This is a genomic window from Streptomyces sp. NPDC043854 (assembly GCF_056436005.1).
On sequence record NZ_JBWKDK010000015.1, the window covers coordinates 1 to 14,781 of the forward strand.

Annotated in this window: 13 protein-coding genes; 9 read left to right on the forward strand and 4 right to left on the reverse strand. The window is 74.5% G+C overall.

Annotated elements, in window-relative coordinates; translation table 11 throughout:
* Window positions 1-298: 298 nt before the first annotated feature.
* The gene (locus AC068A_RS15615) at window positions 299-3,646 is read left to right on the forward strand and encodes a tetratricopeptide repeat protein (RefSeq protein WP_478585141.1); all 3,348 of its coding nucleotides are present in this window, start codon (window positions 299-301) and stop codon (window positions 3,644-3,646) included.
* Between the two features lie 245 nt (window positions 3,647-3,891).
* On the opposite strand, the gene AC068A_RS15620 is transcribed toward AC068A_RS15615, so the two are convergent.
* Together AC068A_RS15620 and mca are read right to left on the reverse strand one after the other, a co-directional pair.
* The gene (locus tag AC068A_RS15620; protein ID WP_478585143.1) at window positions 3,892-4,116 is read right to left on the reverse strand and encodes a hypothetical protein; all 225 of its coding nucleotides are present in this window, start codon (window positions 4,114-4,116) and stop codon (window positions 3,892-3,894) included.
* Window positions 4,117-4,118: 2 nt separating this feature from the next.
* Window positions 4,119-5,000, reverse strand: coding sequence for a mycothiol conjugate amidase Mca (gene mca, locus AC068A_RS15625; RefSeq protein WP_478585145.1), 882 nt, complete (start codon window positions 4,998-5,000; stop codon window positions 4,119-4,121).
* Between the two features lie 121 nt (window positions 5,001-5,121).
* On the opposite strand from mca, the gene AC068A_RS15630 reads away from it, so the two are divergent.
* Window positions 5,122-5,535, forward strand: a complete 414-nt coding sequence (locus AC068A_RS15630; RefSeq protein WP_478585147.1) for a DUF4307 domain-containing protein — start codon at window positions 5,122-5,124, stop codon at window positions 5,533-5,535.
* Between the two features lie 232 nt (window positions 5,536-5,767).
* Window positions 5,768-6,265, forward strand: a complete 498-nt coding sequence (gene greA / locus AC068A_RS15635) for a transcription elongation factor GreA (protein ID WP_478585149.1) — start codon at window positions 5,768-5,770, stop codon at window positions 6,263-6,265.
* Between the two features lie 108 nt (window positions 6,266-6,373).
* Here greA and ilvA read toward each other — a convergent pair whose 3' ends face one another.
* The gene (ilvA, locus tag AC068A_RS15640) at window positions 6,374-7,606 is read right to left on the reverse strand and encodes a threonine ammonia-lyase (RefSeq protein ID WP_478585150.1); all 1,233 of its coding nucleotides are present in this window, start codon (window positions 7,604-7,606) and stop codon (window positions 6,374-6,376) included.
* 246 nt (window positions 7,607-7,852) lie between these two features.
* Between ilvA and AC068A_RS15645 the strand changes: the two genes are divergently transcribed.
* From AC068A_RS15645 to AC068A_RS15655, 3 genes are all read left to right on the forward strand, one after another.
* Window positions 7,853-8,374 (forward strand): MarR family winged helix-turn-helix transcriptional regulator, encoded by a 522-nt coding sequence (locus tag AC068A_RS15645; protein ID WP_478585152.1) that lies wholly within the window; start codon window positions 7,853-7,855, stop codon window positions 8,372-8,374.
* Between the two features lie 82 nt (window positions 8,375-8,456).
* The gene (locus AC068A_RS15650; RefSeq protein WP_478585154.1) at window positions 8,457-8,912 is read left to right on the forward strand and encodes a sigma factor-like helix-turn-helix DNA-binding protein; all 456 of its coding nucleotides are present in this window, start codon (window positions 8,457-8,459) and stop codon (window positions 8,910-8,912) included.
* Window positions 8,909-9,160 (forward strand): hypothetical protein, encoded by a 252-nt coding sequence (locus AC068A_RS15655; protein WP_478585155.1) that lies wholly within the window; start codon window positions 8,909-8,911, stop codon window positions 9,158-9,160. The genes AC068A_RS15650 and AC068A_RS15655 overlap by 4 nt, the downstream gene beginning before the upstream one ends.
* Window positions 9,161-9,325: 165 nt before the next feature.
* On the opposite strand, the gene AC068A_RS15660 is transcribed toward AC068A_RS15655, so the two are convergent.
* The gene (locus AC068A_RS15660; RefSeq protein WP_478585157.1) at window positions 9,326-10,483 is read right to left on the reverse strand and encodes a cystathionine gamma-synthase; all 1,158 of its coding nucleotides are present in this window, start codon (window positions 10,481-10,483) and stop codon (window positions 9,326-9,328) included.
* A gap of 118 nt (window positions 10,484-10,601) precedes the next feature.
* On the opposite strand from AC068A_RS15660, the gene AC068A_RS15665 reads away from it, so the two are divergent.
* The 3 genes from AC068A_RS15665 to AC068A_RS15675 all read left to right on the forward strand — a co-directional run bounded on the left by AC068A_RS15665 (window position 10,602) and on the right by AC068A_RS15675 (window position 14,761).
* Entirely contained in the window at window positions 10,602-11,705 is a 1,104-nt protein-coding gene (locus AC068A_RS15665; RefSeq protein WP_478585158.1) for a hypothetical protein, read from the forward strand.
* A 282-nt stretch (window positions 11,706-11,987) separates the two neighbouring features.
* Window positions 11,988-13,601, forward strand: a complete 1,614-nt coding sequence (locus AC068A_RS15670) for a M48 family metallopeptidase (protein WP_478585160.1) — start codon at window positions 11,988-11,990, stop codon at window positions 13,599-13,601.
* Window positions 13,598-14,761 carry a hypothetical protein gene (locus AC068A_RS15675; protein WP_478585162.1) on the forward strand — a complete coding sequence of 388 codons (1,164 nt, stop codon included), beginning with the start codon at window positions 13,598-13,600 and terminating at the stop codon, window positions 14,759-14,761. Before AC068A_RS15670 ends, AC068A_RS15675 begins: the two co-directional genes overlap by 4 nt.
* Window positions 14,762-14,781: the final 20 nt, after the last annotated feature.

Consider the following 14,781-nt stretch of genomic DNA (forward strand, 5'->3'; position numbering starts at 1 on the left):
AAAAGAAAAAACCAAACAAAACCCCCCCCCCCGCCCCACCCCCCCCCCCCCCCCCCCCCCCCCCCCCCCCCCCCCCCCCCCCCCCCCCCCCCCTCCCGCCCCCCCCCCCCCCCCCCGCTGGGCCCTGGTCACCGTGCGTGGCGGTTCACCGGCCGGACGGACCGGGAACGTACATATATGCACGCGGTTTCCCGAATACGGGCCAACTCCCTCTGATCTAGCTCAAGTTCTTTGTCGCGCACGGCCCTGCGGTCCCACACTTGGGGCACGTTGCCGGAGCTCTCTTGAGGGGATGCCGATGCGGGACAGCCATCGCGGTGAGGCCGAGCGACTGTTGGAACGGGCCGTGGACGAGGAGGCCCAGCGGTCCGCCGGCACGGGTGCACCGGTCGACCGGGAGGCGCTGCTGGCGCGCGGCCGCCAGACGCTGGACGCCCTCGCGGCGAGCGCCGCCGAGGAGTACGAGGCGTACGTACGGGCCGTGGACGAGTCGGCCGCCGGGGAGGAGTCCCTCGGCGAGGCCTTCCGGCGGCAGAACACCTCCACGGCGCTGCTGGTCACGGCCGTGGCGGCGGTCGCGGCCGCCGGCGTGGACCTCTCGCTGGGCGTGGCGACGGGTACGGCCTTGACCGCGGGAGCCGTCACCGGGATCGCCGGGGCGGCCGCCGCGGTCGCCAAGGTGACGGCCCTGCACCTGCCCGCCGCGAACCGCCGGGCCGGCGAACGGGGGCGGCCCGGCGGACCGGAGCAGCTGAAACTCCAGTGGCTGTCGGCGCTGGAGGTACGCGGGATACGCCCGTTCCTGGAGCAGCAGCGCGCGGTGGCGGCCGCGGCCCGCCAGGCAGCCCGGCAGGTCCCGCGCCCGGCCGGCGCGCAGCTGCGCGGCGGCGACCGCAGTGCGGAGGCCCGGCGGCGCAGCGTGCTGGAGCAGTCGTGGGCGCAACTCCCGCAGCCCGCCGCCTCGTTCACCGGGCGGCGGGCGGAGCTGACCCGGATCGCGCAGTGGGTGCAGGCGGCCCGGGCCAGTACGGAGACCCGCCCGGTGGTCGTGGTGCTGCACGGCGAGCCCGGGGCCGGCCGCACGGCCCTCGCCCTGCGGGCCGCGGACGCCCTGCGCGACCAGTTCCGGGGCGCGTGCGTTGTGGACCTGCGGGGCGGGGGCGGCGGCCCCGCCGACGGGGAGGCCCCGCTCCCGACCCGGGAGGCGCTGCTGCACCTGCTGAACCGGCTCGGCGCGCCCCGCGAGCAGCTGCTGTTCCGCGACGGGGCCTCGGCGGAGCAGCAGGTACGGCGGCTCGGCGAGCTGTACCACCAGCACCTCCAGGGGCTGCCGGTGACGGTGGTGCTCGACGACGCGGTGGACGCCGAGCAGGTCCGGATGCTGGTGCCGGAGCGGTCGGAGAGCCTGGTGCTGGTGACGGCGCGGCAGCCGCTGGAGCTGCCGGACGCCAAGGCGTGGGTGCACCAGCTGCCGGTGGAGCCGCTGGCGGACCCCGAGGCGGCGGAGCTGCTCCGGGCCGCGCCGGACTCCCCGGAGCACACCGCCGGCCACCACCGGGACGGCCACGGCGACGGCGACGGCGCCCTGACGGGGCTGCTGCCGCAGCTCCTCGCACTGGGCGGCGGCCTGCCGCTGGCCCTGCGCGTCCTGGCCCCGGTGGCCGCGACCGCCCCGGAGGCCCTGTCCGCCGCCGCGGAGTCGGAACCCGAAGCCGCGGACGCCCCCGGCCCCGCCCCCGACCTCGCCGCCGGCCTCGGCCCCGGCGCCGGCCCCCGGCTGGAGCGGGCCCTCGGCCTGGCCTACGCCTGCCTGCCCGAGGAGCGGCGCCGGCTGCTGCGCCGCCTCACCCTCGCCGGCCGGGCCTCCCTCGGCCCGTCGGCCGCGGCGGCGCTGATCGACACGGACCGGGCGGCGGCCGGGCGGCTGCTGCACGAACTGGCCCGGGCGGGCCTGCTGGACCCCGTACGCGGGGAGCGGTTCCGGATGCACGACGCGGTGCGCTCGTACGCGGCGGCGCGGCTGGCCGCGGACGAGGACCGCGCCGCGTCCACGGCCGCGCACGGCCGGCTGATCCGCAACCACGCGCAGCTCGCGGACGCGGTGATCCGGATGGTCGACGGGAAGACCTCGCACCGTGCCGACCACTTCGGCGGCCACGGCTTCCCCTCCCTCGACGCGGCACTGCGCTGGCTGGACGAGGAGTCCAGCTTCATCACGGCGGCGCTGCGGCACACCGAGGGCGTGGACCAGCAGGCGGTACTGGACCTGCTGGGCGCGCTGTGCGACTTCTGCCTGCTGCGCGGTGACCTGTACCGGTTGGGCGAGATCAACGAGCTGACGCAGGCGGTGGAGGCGGCCCGCTGGGGCGAGCCGGGGCAGGGCCGCCTGGTCCGGTCGGTGCAGTGGCGTACGGGCATCGCGGCGCGCCAGCTCGGCGAGCTGGACAAGGCGCGCACCACGCTGGCGTCGGTGGTCGACCAGTACCGGGAGGCGCATCAGGACGCCGGAGCCGGCATGGCGCTGATCTCGCTCGGCATCACCCTGCACCACCAGGGGCAGCTGCCGGAGGCGGCGGCCCGGATCCGGGAGGCGCTGGAACTCCAGGAGCCGGACAAGCTCGCGGGCGACCGGGCGTGGGGCCTGCACGCCCTGGCCGCGGTGGAGCGGGACCGGGCGCGGCTCGCGGAGGCGATGGCGCTGCTGGAGCAGTCGCTGGCCCTGCACCGGGAGAACGAGAGCGTGCACGGCGAGGCGTGGGCGCACTTCCAGCTGGGGCAGGTGTACCTGCGGCTCGGTGCCGTCCCGCAGGCGGAGGAGGAGCTGCGGCTCGCCCTCGACCTGTACGGGCGCACCCGCGACGACCGCGGCCAGGCCTGGGCGCTGACCCAGCTGGGCCGGGCCCGCGTCGTCGACGGGGATCCCGGGCCGGCGGCGGAGCGGCTGCGGGAGGCGCTGGCGCGGCACCGCGAGGCGGAGGACGCGCGCGGCGAGGCGTGGACGCTGTACCACCTCGGGCAGGCGCTGGAGGAGGCCGGCGACCTCGACCAGGCGGTCCGGGAGCTGGAGCGGGCCCGGACCATGTTCTCGCGGATGCGGGACGTGTACGGGCTCGCGTACGCACGGCACCACTCGGGCCGGGTCACCCGCGACCAGCGGGCGGCGCAGACCGGGAACCTGAAGAACTCCGGCTTCGCCCGGCAGCTGCTGGTCGACGCGCGGGCCGACTTCCGGCGCATCGGGCTGGCGCACGGGGAGGCGTGGACCTGCGTCGAGCTGGCGGTGGTCGACGCCGGAAACGAGCGGGTGTCGCAGGCGCTCGGCCTGTGCGAGGAGGCGGCCCGGCTGTTCATCTCCTACGGGGACCGGCGCGGGGAGGACTGGGCGCGGTTCCTGCGGTGCACGCTGCTGCCGTATGCCGTGCCGGGCGCGGCGGGCGTGGAGGAGGCGCGGGCCGAGCTGGCCCGACTGGCGGAGGCGCCGCATGCGATGCGGGACGGTCGGCTGGCGGACTGCCTGGGGGCGTACGCGGTGGTGCTGGGGCGGGGTGTGGACCCCGGGGAGGGGTGGCAGGCGTGGCGCCTGGCCCTGATCCCGACCCTGCGGGCCCGCGAGATCATGGGCGTCCCCATGCCCCAGTCCCCCTGACGGCCCGCCGCGGGACCGCCCCGGCCGCCGCCGGCGCACCCCGGCCGCTGCGCGGAGCCGTTCCCCGGTCCCGCCCCTTCCCGAAACCGGGGGCTCCGCCCCGGACCCCGTTCCGGGCGCTGCGCGCCCGGTGCGCTCGAACTCCCCCGGCCACCGCCGACAGGTGACCCGGCGCGGGCGGGAAGATCCAGCCCGCGCCGGCGTCAGGCGCCGGCGAGGCCGCGGGGCCGGGGGAGCCGTGGCGGCTAGGCCGGGGTCTCGGCCTTGGGGGTGGCGGGGCCCGCCTCCGGGGCCTCCTCGAAGTCGACCCGGCCCATGTGCCGGTTCATCGACTTCATCAGGCCCCAGACTCCGAGGGCGAGGGCCGCGAAGACGAGGAACCCCAGGATGCCGGGCGTCACCTTGTTCTTGTCGAAGGTGTCGCCCGCCAGCGGAACGAGCTGGATCAGTGCTGCCTGTGTAGCGCTCATGGCTACGCATTCTCCCGGATGCCCGCGAAGAGGTCGGACTCGGGGAGGGAGGTGTCGACGAGCGACTTGGCGAGCTCGTACTCCTCCGTGGGCCAGACCTCCTTCTGGATCTCCATGGGGACGCGGAACCAGCCGCCGTCCGGGTCGATCTGCGTGGCGTGCGCGATGAGCGCCTTGTCGCGGATCTCGAAGAAGTCGGCGCAGGGGACGTGCGTGGTCAGCGTCCGCTCGGTGCGCTCGAACTCCTTCCACCGCTCCAGCCACTCCCCGTACGGGGACTCCATGCCGCGGGAGAGCAGCGCCTCGTGCAGGGCGATGGTGCGCGGCTTGTTGAAGCCCTGGTTGTAGTAGAGCTTCCGGGGCTGGTAGACGGGGCCGAACTCGGCCTCGGGGTACTTCTCGGCGTCGTTCGCTCCGTCGAAGGCCACCATCGTGATCTTGTGGGTCATGATGTGGTCGGGGTGCGGGTAGCCGCCGTTCTCGTCGTACGTGGTGATGACCTGGGGCCGGAAGGCGCGGATCTTCTTCACCAGGCGGCCGGCCGCCTCGTCCACGTCCTCGAGGGCGAAGCAGCCCTCGGGCAGCGGGGGCAGCGGGTCGCCCTCGGGCAGGCCGGAGTCGACGTAGCCGAGCCATTCCTGCTCGATGCCGAGGATCTGGCGGGCTTCCTCCATCTCCTTGGCGCGGACTTCGTGGATGTTCTCCTCGATGTACTTGTCACCCTGGAGCTTGGGGTTGAGGATCGAGCCTCGCTCGCCGCCGGTGCAGGTGACCACCAGCACGGGCACCCCCTCGGACACGTACTTGGCCATGGTGGCCGCGCCCTTGCTCGACTCGTCGTCGGGGTGGGCGTGGACGGCCATCAATCGCAGCTGCTCGGTCAAGACAGGATCCTCTGTGATTCGTCAGGCGGACGGCTCCTATAGTGACCGAATCGGGGGGCGGAAAAATTCCGGGGGCGAGCCCGGAGTCAAGTCGAAGCCGGCACTCTCGGAAGGAACGATCATGAGCACGGTGCGCGAGGGCCTGCCCGAGGGCCGGTACGGCCGCTCGGCCGACGAGCGCGCGGACCGCACGCTGAAGATCGTCGGCTCGGTGCTCGGGGCCGGGATGCTGGCCGTCGTCGGCTGGATCGGCTGGGGCTACGTCGCCGGCAAGGACGTCAGCGCCGAGGTGATCAAGTTCCAGGTGGTCTCGGACTCCGAGGTGAAGGTGCACCTGGAGGTGCGCAAGGAGGCCTCGGTGACGGGCGTGTGCACCCTGGTCTCCCAGAACACCGGCCACGGTGAGGTGGGCCGGGCGGACTTCACCTTCGGCCAGAAGGAGTCGCGGGTGGACGAGGTCGTCACGCTGAAGACCACCGGCCGCGCCACAGCGATCGAACTGGTCGGCTGCCAGGCGGCGGGGTCCGCGGGCTGACCTTCCGGCCCGGCGGGAACGCCGGGCCGGACGCTGGTGGCACGCCGGGCGCGGACGCTGGTGGCACGCCGGGGCGGGATAGCGGCGGCACTTTGGCCCCGTTGCTGCTCAGGGGCCCGATGACACACTTCATACACACGGCGTCCTCCCCCTTTTCTTCCCGAATTGTTAGGCTCGTGGTTTCGCCCGCCACCGGCGGACAAGTAGTCCCCTGTACCGACGAGGAGCACCCGTGACCCAGACGAGCGAGAGCGTCACCTGGCTGACCCAGGCGGCGTACGACCAGCTGAAGGCCGAGCTGGACTACCTCTCTGGTCCCGCACGCACGGAGATCGCCATCAAGATCGCAGCTGCCCGCGAGGAGGGCGACCTGCGCGAGAACGGCGGTTACCACGCGGCCAAGGAGGAGCAGGGCAAGCAGGAGCTCCGCGTCCGCCAGCTGACGCAGCTGCTGGAGAACGCCAAGGTCGGCACGGCTCCGGCCGCCGAGGGCGAGGTCGCGCCGGGCACCGTGGTCACGATCGCCTTCGACGGCGACGAGGACGACACGATGTCCTTCCTGCTGGCCTCCCGCGAGTACGCCTCGGAGGACATCGAGACCTACTCGCCGCAGTCCCCGCTGGGCGCGGGCGTGCTGGGCAAGAGGGTCGGCGAGGACGCCGAGTACGAGCTGCCGAACGGCAAGAAGGCCTCGGTCCGGATCCTCGACGTCAAGCCGTTCACCGGCTGATCACCCTCCAAGACGAGCAGGGCGGAGCCCCCTCCGGATCGCTTCCTCGGTCCGGAGGGGGCTCCGCCGTTCCGGCCGGTCGCCCGGCCGGCCGCCGACCGGCCGCGGCTAGCCGATGACCGTGTACCCGGCGGCGTGCAGCGAGCGCGCGACCTCCGTGCAGTGCTCCGGGCCCTTCGTCTCCAGGTGCAGCTCGACCTCCACCTCCGTGAGCCCCAGCCGCGGATCGGTCCGTACATGGCTCACGTCCAGCACGTTCGCGTCCACCACCGACAGCACCGCCAGCAGCCCGGCCAGCGCCCCCGGCCGGTCCGCCACCCGCAGCCGCAGCGACAGGTAGCGGCCCGCGGCCGCCATGCCGTGCCGCAGGATCCGCTGGAGCAGCAGCGGGTCGACGTTCCCGCCGGACAGGACGGCCACCACCGGGCCGGATCCGTACAGCTCGGGCTCGCTCAGCAGCGCGGCCACCGGGGCGCAGCCCGCCGGCTCGACGACCAGCTTGGCCCGCTCCAGGCAGAGCAGCAGGGCGCTGGAGAGCTCGTCCTCCGACACGGTGCGGACGTCGTCGAGCAGTTCGCCGATGATCCGGAACGGGACGTCGCCCGGGCGGCCGACCTTGATGCCGTCGGCCATGGTGCTCGGGTTGTCGATCGAGACCGGGTGGCCCGCCCGGAGCGAGACCGGGTACGCGGCCGCGCCCGCCGCCTGCACCCCGATCACCCGCACGTCCGGCCGCAGCGCCTTCACCGCGACGGCGATGCCCGCCGCGAGGCCGCCGCCGCCGATCCCGACGAGGATCGTGCGCACCTCCGGGCACTGCTCCAGGATCTCCAAGCCCACCGTGCCCTGGCCGGCGACGATGTCGCGGTGGTCGAAGGGGTGGATGAACACCGCCCCGGTGCGGTCCGCGTACTCCTCGGCCGCGGAGAGGGTCTCGTCGACGACGTGGCCCTCCAGCCGCACGTCGGCACCGTACTCCCGGGTCGCCGCGACCTTCGGCAGCGGCGCCCCGAGCGGCATGAACACCGTCGCGTGCACGCCGAGCAGCGAGGACGCGAGGGCCACGCCCTGCGCGTGGTTGCCCGCGCTCGCGGCGACGACGCCCGCCGCCCGCTGCTCGGGCCGCAGGCCCGCGATGCGCACGTACGCCCCGCGCAGCTTGAAGGAGCCGGTGCGCTGGAGGTTCTCGCACTTGAGGTGGACCGCGGAGCCGGTGAGGGAGGAAAGGTGCCGGCTGCCTTCCATCGGGGTGACCCGGGCGACGCCCGAGAGCATCTTCTGGGCCCCGAGGACGTCGTCGAGGATGACGGGCGGGACGGGCTGCAGCACGCGGTAGTTCATGCCGCCAGTCTCGCAGCCCCCACAGGTCCCGGGCGTATGCGGCGGGCCGGGCGGACCCGTGCGGAAGAGTCGAAATCCGGCCATGCGGGACGGGCGCGAGGGCTTGGTCCGTACCGGGTTGCACGCCGGATCCGTACCGGGCTCGTACCAGTCGTACCAGTTCTCCCACGCGGCGTACGAGCCGCCGCAGGGCCGCGTACTCTGTCCCCCATCCTTGTCGGCCCCACGCGAAGAGAGCTCACGGCCATGCTTTCCAATCCGGCCAATTCCGACCTGCCCGCGGCGGCTGAAACACGCGCCGAAGCCGGTCTCCTGGACGCGCTCCAGCACCAGGTGGCCGTCTTCGCGCGCCGCGCCGAGCAGACCCGCCTGGGCGGCGTCGGCCAGGCCCGCAACTCGATGGACCGCGCCGCGTACCTGCTGCTGAACCGGCTCGACCTGGAAGGCCCGATGGGCGTCAAGGCCCTCGCCTGCGGCATGGGCATCGACTCCTCCACCGTCACCCGGCAGGTCGCCCCGCTGGTCGACACCGGGCTGGTCAAGCGCACGTCCCACCCCGAGGACGGGCGGGCGGTGGTCCTCGCGCTGTCCCCGCGCGGGCTGGCCCGGCTGGAGGAGGTCCGGGTCTCGCGGCGCGAGCTGATGGCCCGGGTCACCGACGGCTGGAGCGAGGAGGAGCGGGAGGCGTTCACCGGGCTGCTGACCCGCTTCAACAGCTCGCTGTCGGAGCTGATGGGCACCGTGTCGGAAGCCGGCCCCGCCTCCTGAGCCGGCGCGCCGCCGGGCGGCCCGGACCGGGCGTGTCCGACCCCTTGACCGGGGCGGTCCCCCTGCCCGCACCATATGCCGTGTGGACCACCGAGCGGGGCCCTACGCCGAGTTCGAGGCCTTCGTCGCGGGCGCGGCGGGGCGGCTCCTGCATGTCGCGGTCCTGCTGACGGCCGAGGCCGGTACCGCGTCGGGTGCCGCGTCCGGCGCCGACTGCCCGGCCGCCCGCCGGCTGCTGGCCGGCGCGCTGGCCCGTACGTACGCCGACTGGGAGCGGCTGCGCGGCGACGACCCCTACGACCACACCCGCCAGGAGCTGTGCGCCGCCTTCGCCCGCACCGGGCGCCGCCACCACGGCGGCCGTGGCGTCCTCGCCCCGCTCCCCCCGCTGGAACGGCTCGTGCTCGTGCTGTGCGTGTACGAGGGCGTGGCGCACGAGGTCGCGGCCGCGCAGCTCGGGCTGCCGGTCGAGCGGGTGCGGGTGCTGTCCGGGCGGGCCGTGGCCGCACTGCGGGCCCGGCGGGGGGAGGCCGCATGAGCGTCCCGGACCGTAAGGAGGCCCAGGTCAGGCGGCTGATGGAGGGCCCGTACCCGCTGGTGCCGACCGGGTTGGCGGCCACCGCCGCGGCCCGCGGGGGCCGGCTGCTGCGCCGCCGGCGCATCCTGCGCCGGGCCGGCTGGACGCTGCTGCTCGCGGCGGCGGTGGCCTTCGCGGTGTGGGCCTCGCTGGCCCACCCGTGGGAGGTCCCGCCGAGCGGTGTCTCCCCGCCCCTGGAGGGCTGGTAGCCCCCGCCCGGCGGCGACGGAGCACCGCCGGACCCGCGCACGGGCGGACCCGCGCACGGGCACACGGGCCGACCGGCGGACGGGCGGACCGGACCGGACCGGACCGGACGACCGGCGGACTGGCCGTACGGCAGCGAACCGGGGTCCGCCGCCGCTGTGTTGCCGTCAGCCGAGGGCCTGGGTCAGGTCCGCGAGCAGGTCGTCGGCGTTCTCGATGCCGACGGAGAGGCGCACCAGGTCCGCGGGGACCTCCAGGGCCGAACCGGCCGCCGAGGCGTGGGTCATGCGGCCCGGGTGCTCGATGAGGGACTCGACGCCGCCGAGGGACTCGCCCAGGGTGAACAGCCCGGCGCGGTTGCAGACCTCGACCGCCGCCTCCTCGCCGCCGTTGACCTGGAAGGACACCATGCCGCCGAAGTTGCGCATCTGCTTGGCGGCGATCTCGTGGCCCGGGTGCTCGGCCAGCCCCGGGTAGAGGACCTTGTGCACCTTGGGGTGGCGGGTCAGCATCTCGGCGACCTTCGCCGCGTTCTCCGCGTGCCGGTCCATGCGCACCGCGAGGGTCTTGATGCCGCGCAGCACGATCCAGGAGTCGAAGGGGCCGGCCACGGCGCCCATCGCGTTCTGGTGGTACGCCAGTTCTTCGCCCAGGGCCGCGTCGGCGGTGACCAGGGCGCCGCCGACGACGTCGGAGTGGCCGCCCATGTACTTCGTCAGCGAGTGCACGACGACGTCCGCGCCGAGCGCCAGGGGCTGCTGGAGGTACGGCGAGGCGAAGGTGTTGTCCACGACCAGCTTGGCGCCGGCCGCGCGCGCGATGTCGGCGACCACGGCGATGTCGGTGATGCCGAGCAGCGGGTTGGAGGGGGTCTCGACCCAGATGGCCTTCGTCTTCGGGGTGAGGGCGGCGCGTACGGACGCCGGGTCGGAGGTGTCGGCCACCGACCACTCCACGCCCCAGCGGGAGACGACCTTCGCGAAGAGGCGGAAGGTTCCGCCATAGGCGTCGTTCGGGATGACGACGTGGTCTCCCGGGGAGAGCAGCGTGCGCAGCAGGCAGTCCTCGGCCGCGAGCCCGGACGCGAAGGCCAGGCCGCGCGAGCCGCCCTCCAGCGCCGCGAGGTTCTCCTCCAGCGCGGTGCGGGTCGGGTTGGCGCTGCGGCTGTACTCGTAGCCGCCGCGCAGGCCGCCGACGCCGTCCTGCTTGTACGTGGAGACCTGGTAGATCGGGGGCACGACCGCGCCGGTCAGCGGGTCCGCCGTGTTGCCCGCGTGGATCGCGCGGGTTTCGAAGCTCTGGTGCTCGTGGCTGTCGTCGCTCATGGGCAGAGCCTAAGGCCCGTACGGCCGTACGCCACCCCGTGGCCGCTGCCCGGGACGGGTCCTGCAACACGGTGTTCGCATTCGCCTCGGCACGGGTCGGTCTGGTTCGCTTGAGGGCATGGAGATTCTGTGGTTCCTGATCGCCGTCGGCCTGCTCGTGGCCGCCCTCGGTCCTCTCATACGGCGCAGGCGGAGCGGCCTGCGCCTGGTCTCGCCCGGCAGCCCCGACGCGGCGGACCCCGCGGACTACGGCTTCGCCCTCCAGGAGGAGCTCGACATCCGGGTCCCCGGACCCGACCGGGACCTGATGGACGCGCTCGCCGTCGTGCAGCGCAGCGGGCAGTGGCAGGCCGCCTCCCAGCTGCTGGCCGGCACCCCCAAGGACGGGGAGCTGCGCTGGCAGCGGGTCCAGGCCTTCGCCGGTGCCGCGGCACTGGAGCTGGTGGCGCAGCCCGGGGTGGGTGCGCCCTGGCTGAAGGCGTGGCGGCTCCAGGCCGAGAAGGACGCGGGCGGCGCGCAGGTGCACGCCGAGCTGCTGGTGCAGCAGGCGTGGCGGCACTCGGGCGGCGTCGGCTCCGAGGACCACCGGATCATCCTGGAGGAGGCTCGGGAGGCCTGCCGCAAGGCGGTGCTGCTGGCCCCCGGCGACCCGGTCCCGTACATCACGGAGCTGGCGATCGCGCGGGCGCTGGGCTACTCGGAGGCGGAGTTCGACACCCTGTGGGCGAAGGTCATCGACGTGGCCCCGAACCACATGGGAGCCCACCTGGCCGCCCTGCACTACTGGTGCGAGAAGTGGCACGGCTCCCGGGAGAAGGCCGATGCCTTCGCCCACGCGGCGGCGGCCCGGGCCCCGCAGGGCTCGCTGCTGGCGGCGCTGCCGCTGTTCGCGGTGTACGAGCACAAGCCGGACCTGGTGCTGACCCCGTTCTGGCAGAGCGCGGTGGTGACCCGGGCGGTGGAGGGCGCGCTGTACGCGGTGCACCAGGCCCGGCCCGACGACCCGATGCTGGCGCACGTACGGCACATGCTGCTGTCGTTCCTGGTGCCGATGGAGCGGTGGGCGGAGGCCATGGAGCAGGTGCGGCACGTGGACGGCTGCGTCGGCGCCCTGCCCTGGTCGGCGTCCCAGGACCCGGCCGCGGAGTACACGGTGTACCGCGCCCTGGCGGTGGCCGGCTACGAGGCCAACGGCGGTTCCCCGGCCACCCTGCCCCACTGAACACCGCCTTCGGGCCATAAGGTTGCCGTAAGTGACCATGAGGCCGCATGATCCCCCCGTGGCCGTCGGGCCGGCCGGCGGGTCCGGGCGACCCCGGCTCCGCCACCGGCCCGCCTCCGACCCGGCGCGGCCGCAGGTGCCGTACGCACCGCACCGCACCGCCGCAGCAGCCGGGTCGCCCGTACCCGGCCCCGGCAGACCGCGCGGGCGGTGCGCCCGGCACCACCGCACCGTCTTCATCCCCGGGGGGATCTGTCCCATATGGGCGCTTCACTGCGCGCATTGCGCGCTCTCGTCCTGCTCGCAGGCTTCTATCTGCTCGGCCTCGTCCTGCTGGCCCTGCTCGCCGGCGTCGACCTCGGCGCGTACACGGCCGGGCTGCGCGGTTTCGCGCTGCTCAAACTGATCGCCGTCACCGGCGTCCTCGCCATCCCGATCGTGCGCGGCATGTTCATGCTCCGCACCCCCAAGGGGGACCCCGTCCCCGGCGTGCCCGTCGGCCCCGAGCAGGAGCCGGCCCTGTGGCAGGCCGTCCGCGAGGTCGCCGAGCAGGTCGGCACCCGCGCCCCCGACGAGATCGTGCTGATCGCCGACGTGAACGCGGCCGTCGGCGAGGACTCCCGGCTGCTCGGCCTGCGCCCCGGCACCCGCCGCCTGTACCTCGGACTGCCGCTGATGACCGGCCTGGACGAGATGCAGCTGCGCGCCGTGCTCGCCCACGAGATGGGCCACTACGCCAACTTCGACACCCGCCTCACCCCGCTGATCGCCCGCGGGCGCGCCCAGCTCACCCGTACCGTCGCCCACTTCCACGAGCGCGCCGAGGCCAAGGTCGCCAAGGAGCGCACCCGGCAGGAGGTGAAGGCGCAGAAACGCATCGCCAAGGGCAAGAAGGCCCACGAGGTCGACACCAGCGGCCAGGGCGCCACCTACCGCGCCATGGCCAAGGTCTACACCGCGTACGGCCGGTTCTACCTGCGGGCCACCCGCTCCTCCGCCCGCCGCCAGGAGCTCGCCGCCGACCTGGCCTCGGTGCAGGTCGCCGGACGCGACGCCGCCGCCTCCGCGCTGCGCGAGTTCAACGCCCTGGGCCCCGCCCACGAGTTCTACATGGACTCGTACGCCACCCTCGGCATCGGCGCCGACCTGCTGCCCCGTACCGGACAGGTCTTCGGCGGGCTGCGCAACCTCCTCGACGCCCGCTCCGCCGAGCTGGACGAGATGCGCCGCGAGCTGCCCACCGAGCCCGCCGACCCGTACGACTCCCACCCGCCGCTCGCCGAACGCGTCGCCCGCATCGAGGCCCTGCCCGACGACGGCCGCGGCCACGCGGACGCCCGCCCCGCGCTGGCGCTGCTCTCGGCCCCCGAGGCCGCCCAGGCCGCGCTGGAGCAGGCCGTGCTGACCCCGCAGGTGCTCGCCCTGAAGCGGGTGGACTGGCCCGACCTGGTCCACGAGAGCATGACCCGGTACGTGGACCGGGGCGCCCAGGACATCCGCGACGCCTTCGCCGCGGAGGGCGCGGGGGCTGCCGACGGCGGCGCCGGCTCCGGCCGCGGCCCGGCCCTGGCGGCCGTCCTCGACGCCATCGACGCCGACCCGGCCCTGCGCTGGCGCGTCGCCGACCGCTTCCCGAAGTCCGAGGAGGCCGCCGCCGCCACCGGCCGCACCGCCCGCGAGTTCACCCGCCCCGTCGTCCGCAAGCTCCTGGGCCAGCTCGTCACCGTGGAGCTCACCGCCCGCGCCACCGCCCGCTGGGAGCTGTCCTGGTCCGACCCGGCCGCCCTGCGCTACCCCTCCGAGGAGTTCGAACAGGAGCTGCGGTCCGCGCTGGAGGCGGCCGCCGCCGACCAGTGCGACACCGAACCCCTGCGAAAGCTGGTGCTCGCCAAGTGACCATCGGACTGACCATCCTCGGCATCCTGCTGCTAGCGGGTGCCTTCAAACTGCTGCGCGCCGTGTACTACGTACGCAAGGCCCGGAAGCTCAACGCCCGGTCGGACGCCCTGGAGGCCGAGATCGAGGCCACCCAGGCCGACACCGCCGCCCTGGAGGAGCGGACCAAGGCGGAGCAGGCCGCGGCCGTCGTCGCGCTCGGCTTCGTCGCGGAGGCCGACCTCGACACCGAGCACGCACAGCCCGTACCCCCGGAGGAGACGGCCGCGCTGGCGGCGGTCCGGGCCGGCGACTGGCAGACCGGAGCCGACTGGATCGACGCCGCCGGAACGGACTGGGAGGAGCGCTGGCAGCGGGTGCGCGTCCTGTCCGAGGCCGCCGCCGAGGACGACGCGTGGCTGCTCGCCTGGCAGGCGGCCCGGCCCGGGGACCCGACGGCGGCGGTCGTCGAGGCCGACACCGCCGTCATGGTCGCGTGGAACGTCCGCGGCAGCCAGTCCGGGGCCCGCACCACGCAGGAGCAGTTCCGGCTCTTCCGCGAGCTGCTGCTCGAGGCGGAGCGGACCGCGCACGCCGCCCGGAAGCTCGCCGACCCCGCGGACCCGGTCCCGTACATGGTGGAGCAGCCCATCGCGATGGGCCTGGGCTACCCCCACGAGCGGTACGAGGAGCTGTGGGCGCAGATCACGGCCCGCGCCCCGAAGCTGCTGACCGCGCACACCAGCGCCCTGCAGTACTGGGCCGCGAAGTGGCGCGGCTCGCACGAGCTGGCCCTCGGCTTCGCCCGCAAGGCGGCCGACTCGGCCGAGCCGGGCGAACTGCTGTCGCTGCTGCCGCTGATCGCGTACTTCGAGAACGAGTCCTGGAACAAGGACCTCCAGGCGGAGGACTACTACAAGGAGCCCGAGGTCCGCGCGGCCGTCGACGCCGCCCTCGCCGACCTGGCGGCGGCCGGCCCCGGCGACCGGCGGGCGGTCAGGCTGCGGCACATGCTGGCCTGGATGCTGTTCTGGCAGGACCGGGACGCGGAGGCGGTGGAGCAGTTCCGCCGCATCGACGGGTACATCGGCGCCATGCCGTGGTCGTACCACTCCCAGCCGAAGCGGCGGTACCTGTACGCACGCGACTGGGCGGTCCGCGTGACGGCGGACGCGCAGTAACGGTCCGCGTGACGGCGGAC

Bases quoted from the DNA above. Each gene is read 5' to 3' on its own strand.
- AC068A_RS15660 (WP_478585157.1), bottom strand. From the start codon at position 10,483: ATGAGCGACGACAGCCACGAGCACCAGAGCTTCGAAACCCGCGCGATC.
- AC068A_RS15615 (WP_478585141.1), top strand. From the start codon at position 299: ATGCGGGACAGCCATCGCGGTGAGGCCGAGCGACTGTTGGAACGGGCC.
- AC068A_RS15665 (WP_478585158.1), top strand. From the start codon at position 10,602: ATGGAGATTCTGTGGTTCCTGATCGCCGTCGGCCTGCTCGTGGCCGCC.
- AC068A_RS15655 (WP_478585155.1), top strand. From the start codon at position 8,909: ATGAGCGTCCCGGACCGTAAGGAGGCCCAGGTCAGGCGGCTGATGGAG.
- AC068A_RS15620 (WP_478585143.1), bottom strand. From the start codon at position 4,116: ATGAGCGCTACACAGGCAGCACTGATCCAGCTCGTTCCGCTGGCGGGC.
- AC068A_RS15645 (WP_478585152.1), top strand. From the start codon at position 7,853: ATGCTTTCCAATCCGGCCAATTCCGACCTGCCCGCGGCGGCTGAAACA.
- AC068A_RS15630 (WP_478585147.1), top strand. From the start codon at position 5,122: ATGAGCACGGTGCGCGAGGGCCTGCCCGAGGGCCGGTACGGCCGCTCG.
- ilvA (WP_478585150.1), bottom strand. From the start codon at position 7,606: ATGAACTACCGCGTGCTGCAGCCCGTCCCGCCCGTCATCCTCGACGAC.